Annotated in this window: 5 protein-coding genes; 3 read left to right on the forward strand and 2 right to left on the reverse strand. The window is 64.4% G+C overall.

Translation table 11 applies throughout. The annotated features are described in order from the left end of the window. Nucleotides 1-106 precede the first annotated feature (106 nt). Nucleotides 107-2,263, reverse strand: coding sequence for a DUF1989 domain-containing protein (locus VIM61_03695; GenBank protein ID HEY8899488.1), 2,157 nt, complete (start codon nt 2,261-2,263; stop codon nt 107-109). A gap of 189 nt (nt 2,264-2,452) precedes the next feature. Here VIM61_03695 and VIM61_03700 point away from each other — a divergent pair, with 189 nt between their 5' ends. The 3 genes from VIM61_03700 to VIM61_03710 all read left to right on the forward strand — a co-directional run bounded on the left by VIM61_03700 (nt 2,453) and on the right by VIM61_03710 (nt 4,732). After that, entirely contained in the window at nt 2,453-3,871 is a 1,419-nt protein-coding gene (locus VIM61_03700) for a hypothetical protein (GenBank protein ID HEY8899489.1), read from the forward strand. A 30-nt stretch (nt 3,872-3,901) separates the two neighbouring features. Continuing rightward, a complete protein-coding gene (locus VIM61_03705; protein ID HEY8899490.1) occupies nt 3,902-4,060 on the forward strand; it encodes a hypothetical protein in 159 nt (52 codons plus the stop codon). A gap of 102 nt (nt 4,061-4,162) precedes the next feature. Then, nucleotides 4,163-4,732: a cupin domain-containing protein gene (locus VIM61_03710; GenBank protein HEY8899491.1), complete on the forward strand. Its 570-nt coding sequence runs from the start codon at nt 4,163-4,165 to the stop codon at nt 4,730-4,732. Between the two features lie 85 nt (nt 4,733-4,817). On the opposite strand, the gene VIM61_03715 is transcribed toward VIM61_03710, so the two are convergent. Continuing rightward, nucleotides 4,818-5,020 (reverse strand): hypothetical protein (locus tag VIM61_03715; protein HEY8899492.1); only part of this gene is annotated, 203 nt, incomplete at its 5' end.

Below are 5,020 nucleotides of genomic sequence, written 5' to 3' on the forward strand. Positions count from 1 at the left end.
ACGCGATAGTTGCGGTTGGTGATCCCGCCGCTCAGGGGGACGACTTCCACGGCGCTTCCCGGCGCCAGTCGCTCGCGGACCAGATTGCGAACGGCGGTGGCGTGGTTCATGCATTCACCCGGCGACGCTCCGGGTCGTAAAACGGCAGTTGGACGACGCGGGCCGGCAGGCGCTTTTGGTAGCCGTCGAGGCGGCCGACCTCGAGTTCGGTGCCGGGCGCGCGGGAATCGATGAAAACGCGGGCGAGGGCGAGATTCTTGCGGAGAATCGGCGAACGCATGGCGCTGGTGACCACGCCGACGTGGGCGCGGCCCGCAAAGACGCCGTCACCGTGCGCGACGGGTTCGTTTCCCTCGATCTCGAGGCCGACGAGCGCGCGCTGCTGGCCGGCCTTGCACCGTTCGAGCGCGGCGCGGCCGAGGAAATCCTCGTCTTTGTTCTTCAGGTCGACAGCGAAGCCGATGCCGGCCTCGATCGGGTCGACCTCGCTGGAAAACTCGTGGCCGGCAAAGATGAGGCCGGCCTCGATGCGGAGCATGTCGAGCGCCTCGAGGCCGAGCGGGAGGAGTCCACACGGCGCTCCGGCGGCGAGGATCGCATCCCAGACGACGACGGCGTCCTTCGGGTGGCACCAGATTTCGTAGCCGAGCTCGCCGGTGTAGCCGGTGCGCGAAACGATGACGGGAATGCCGAGCGCGCCGCCGAATCGTCCGATGGTGAAGCGGAAGCGGGCGAGCTCCTCGATGCGCGGCTGGAGGGGCGGGGCCCAGAGCACATCGGCGAGGATTTCGCAGCTGAGCGGGCCCTGGAGGGCGAGGTTGTGGAGCTGGTCGGTCGAGGTTTTGACGAAGACGCGGAGGTTGTGTGCGGCAGCCTGTTTGCGGAGCCACTCGCCGGCGTATTCGTCGCCGCCAATCCAGCGGAAGTTTTCCCGACCGAGGCGGAAGACGGTGCCGTCGTCGAGCATGCCGCCGGACTCGAAGCAGATCGCGGCGTAGGCGATCTGGCCGATGGCGAGGCGGCGGACGTCACGCGTGAGGCAGAGTTGCAGGAGATTCTCGGCGTCGGGACCGGTGACCTCCCACTTCCGCAGCGCGGAGAGGTCCATGAGCGCGGCCTTCTCGCGGCAGGCGTAGTATTCCGCGATGGCGCCGTGGCCGGTGTAGCTGGCGGGAAGCCAGTAGCCGCGATACTCGACGAAGTGCCGGGTGAGCGCGGAGGTGCGCGGGTGGAAGGCGGTCTCCTTCGTGAGGCGGGCGTCCTTCTCGCCGTTCATGCGGAAGGCGCTGGCGCGGGGAAAATTCTCACTGGCGGCGTAGAGGCGCACGTGGATGTCGGTTGGCTCCCAGCCGTTCGCGGGGTCGATATCGTCGGCGCAGGACGAAGTGGCGCAGAGGAGATCGCGCTTCGCCCGGAGCAGCACGTAATCGCCGGCACGGGACCACGGCTCGTCCATGTGGAGCGAGCCCGCGGCGTCGATCCAGGTGTTGAAGAAGAAATTGATCGCCGGCCAGCCGGCGCGCGGCGCGATGCCGTGCGGGGCGAGCACGGCGTTGAAATTGTCGGTGCAGTTCGAGTGGCCGGGGTAGCCCTGGTCTTCATAATATTTCGCGGTGCAGGCCAGCGAGAAGGTGTCGTGCCGGCCGACGGTGTCCTGCACGACCTCGACGAGCGGTTGGAAATCCTGATCGAAGAATGTGGCGAACAACCCCGGCCCGGGGCAGCTCGCGCCCATGAGCGTGCGCGTGGCGGTGGCGTCGAGGCCGCGCTCCACGCCGGCGGCGAGCCACTCGGCATCGAAGGCGAGGAAGTCGGAGCACTGGCGGCCGGCGACATCGAGAATCTGAATGTATTCCCCGGCACGCACGACGAACGCCTCGGCCGTGGCGGCGCGAACGCGGATCTCGTGGATCGGCTCGGCGAGCGGAGCGGGCAGAGATTCGCCCGCGCCGGTCACGCGCACGGCGAGGTAGGTCGGCGGGATGCCGCCCTCGACGGGCATCGGCGCGCCGGGCGCCTCGAGGACAAGACTGGTGTCGCTCGAGACCTCGAGGCGCGTGGAAAATCCGGCGACGTGGTCTTCATCGAAAAGCGACGTGACGGCCGCCTCCCTTGCCCAGCGTGCTTCGCATCGTTGTCCGCCCTCGGGATCCGTGACTTCCAGGATCTGGCCGGCTCGCAGGGTGAGCGCAATCGAGCCGCCCCCCGGCACTCGGAGGTCCGGCGACGACGCCCTGGGGGCGAATGTGAGGGGCCTGGGCATGCGGCTTCGAATTCGCTCCGGAGCGCGGCCGGAAGGCGGTCGATTCTGGAAAAGCATGCGCCATGCCACAACTCGGGGAGGAAGGGCGGTTGAGAAACTCTCGTATCATGGCATGCAACGTGCTGAGTGGGGGGCCTTGGGCGATTCGCCCTTCATCCGAAAACAGGAACTTAACAAAGGGAGATATTCATGGAACCAGATGCCGTAAAATTCCTCGGGACGTTCGTCTCGGAGCAGTTCTACTTTATCATGTCGGTCTTGATGTTGCTCATTCACGTGGGCTTTCTTGCCTACGAAGGTGGAGCGGCGCGGACGAAGAACGTGCTCGCGACCATGGTGAAAAACCTTCTCACCCTCGCCTCCGTGGGAATCACCTTCTACCTCTTCGGATGGTGGGTCTATAATGCCTTCCCTTTCTGGCCCGTCACGGGACCGGCGTTGGGGCCATGGACCGATCCCGCGACGCTGCCTGACACGATCAAGACCGCGTTTACTTCCTATGTGGTCACTTCCTATCCATGGGCTGAGAACCTGGGTGTCCACATCGGGGATCATCTCACGGGCGTTTTCTGGTTCGCTTTCGCCCTCTTTGCGATGACGACCGCGTCGATCCTTTCCGGCGCGCTCATCGAGCGGGTGAAGCTTGGCGCCTACCTCTTCCTCTCGATCTGTCTCGGCAGCTTCCTGTGGGTGATCGCGGCCTCCTGGGGATGGAACTACTACGGCTGGCTCACGACCAAGCTCGGCTACCATGACTACGGATGCTCGGGCGTGGTGCACGGAGTCTCCGGATTCTTCACCCTCGGCGTGATCATGGTCCTCGGGCCGCGCATCGGGAAATTCGTCAACGGCAAGGCCCGCGCCATCCTTCCCCATAACCTGCCGCTTACGATGGTCGGCCTCATGCTGATCTTCGTCGGCTTTTACGCCTTCCTCGGCGCCTGCGCGATCATGCTGCCCGGCTACAAGGGCATCACGACGATTTACGGCACGCCGATGACTCTCGCCTCGCTGGGCGTGAATACCACGCTTGCCCTCGCGGGTGGCCTGATCGGCGCCTACATTTCGTCGAAGGGGGATCCGTTCTTCACGATTTCCGGTGGCCTCGTCGGCATCATCGGCTGCAGCGCGGGCATCGACCTCTATCATCCGTCGCTCTGCATCATCCTCGCCTTCGTGGTGGCTTTCTGCATGCCGAAGATCGCGATATTCATCGAGAAAATGGGCATCGATGACCCGGTCGGCGCGGTGGCGGTCCATGGGTTCGGCGGCCTCTTCGGGGTGCTGGCCTTCGGAGTTTTTGGCGGAGGATACGTCCAGGGCGAGGGCTATCCCGCCACGAACTTCACGGCCCAGCTCATCGGCGCGGTGATCATGTGCGTTGGCCTTGGCTTCATTCCCGGATTCGGTCTGGCGTTCCTGCTGAACAAGTTCGGCCTGCTTCGTGAAAGCGCCGAGGCCGAAATGCGTGGCCTTGATCTTTCCGATCTGGGGATCGAGGCCTATCCGGAGACCCTTGGTAGCTCGATCTCGAGCGCCGATTCAAACGCTCCGGCCCCGGCCATGGCTCCTGCCATGGCCCCGAAACTCGCCGACGGCGCCGTCTAACCTCACCTCTTCCAACACCAACAGAATTCCATGAAATCGAGTCCAATCGAGACATTCGCCGAACTCAGCTCGGCCACGGGGGCCATTCACACCTTCGCCGGGTCGCCGATGTTCATCTACATCAGTATCGGCCTGGTTGCCGTGATCTGTGCGCTTCTGGTCGTGAAATCCTACATGACCAGGCACTGATCATTGCCCGATCCTTTGAAGCGCCCGGTCGGTCCCATCCCGACCGGGCGTATTTTTTTTGATAGGATCGACTTCGGAGTGTCCTTATCGTCGGCAACCCCTGTGGAATCGATCGAAGCACAAATTGGAAAAAAGATTCGCGCCATTCGCACCGAGCGCGACGTCACTCTCGACCAGCTTGCCGAAAAGGCGCGCCTCACCAAGGGCCAGCTTTCGAAGATCGAGAACGGCAAGGTCTCCTGCCCGATCTCCACGCTCATGCGCGTCGCCTCGGCGCTGGGCGTTCCCGTGGCCAGCCTCTTCGACACCGAGGACACCCAGGCCCGCGCCGTGCTGGTGAAGAAGGGCGATCGCAAACCCATCGCTGGCCGCGGGTCGAAGATCGGCCACAGCTACGAGAGCCTCGCGTTCGGACTCCCGATGGAGAAGGCCTTCGAGCCCTACCTGATGACGATCGAGGAGAAGAAAATCGATCCCGCCAAGAACGTCTTCAAGCACCCCGGCAACGAATTCCTCTTCCTGCTGGAAGGCAAAATGGTCTATCGCCACGCGGACAAAACCTACGCGATGGAACCCGGCGACAGTCTCTATTTCGACGGCTCCATCGAGCACGGCCCCGTCTCCGTGAGCGGCACGCCGGTGCGCTTCCTCAGCATCATCAGCAACGGTTAGCTGCTCGCCGGCGCGAGCGGGCGGGTCGTTCACCCATGAGGTGAATCGGCGGGTCTCGTTAGATGCGCGTCAAACGAGGATTGCGCTACGTTCCGGGGATCCAGCTCGTGCCGGCGAGCGGCACCTTCGCCATCGCGGCGGCCTCGATCGTGAGGGCGGCGAGGTCCTCGGGCTCGAGATTGTGGACGTGGCTCTTGCCGCAGGCGCGAGCAAGGGTCTGCGTCTCAAGCGTGAGGACGCGGAGGTAGTTCGCGAGCCGGCGGCCGCCCGCGACGGGGTCGAGGCGGG

The sequence above is a fragment of the Chthoniobacterales bacterium genome (assembly GCA_036569045.1).
Lineage (GTDB): Bacteria > Verrucomicrobiota > Verrucomicrobiia > Chthoniobacterales > JAATET01 > JAATET01.

Excerpts from the sequence above, each read along its gene's own strand:
- VIM61_03705 (HEY8899490.1), top strand. The coding sequence starts at position 3,902 with ATGAAATCGAGTCCAATCGAGACATTCGCCGAACTCAGCTCGGCCACG.
- VIM61_03700 (HEY8899489.1), top strand. The coding sequence starts at position 2,453 with ATGGAACCAGATGCCGTAAAATTCCTCGGGACGTTCGTCTCGGAGCAG.
- VIM61_03695 (HEY8899488.1), bottom strand. The coding sequence starts at position 2,263 with ATGCCCAGGCCCCTCACATTCGCCCCCAGGGCGTCGTCGCCGGACCTC.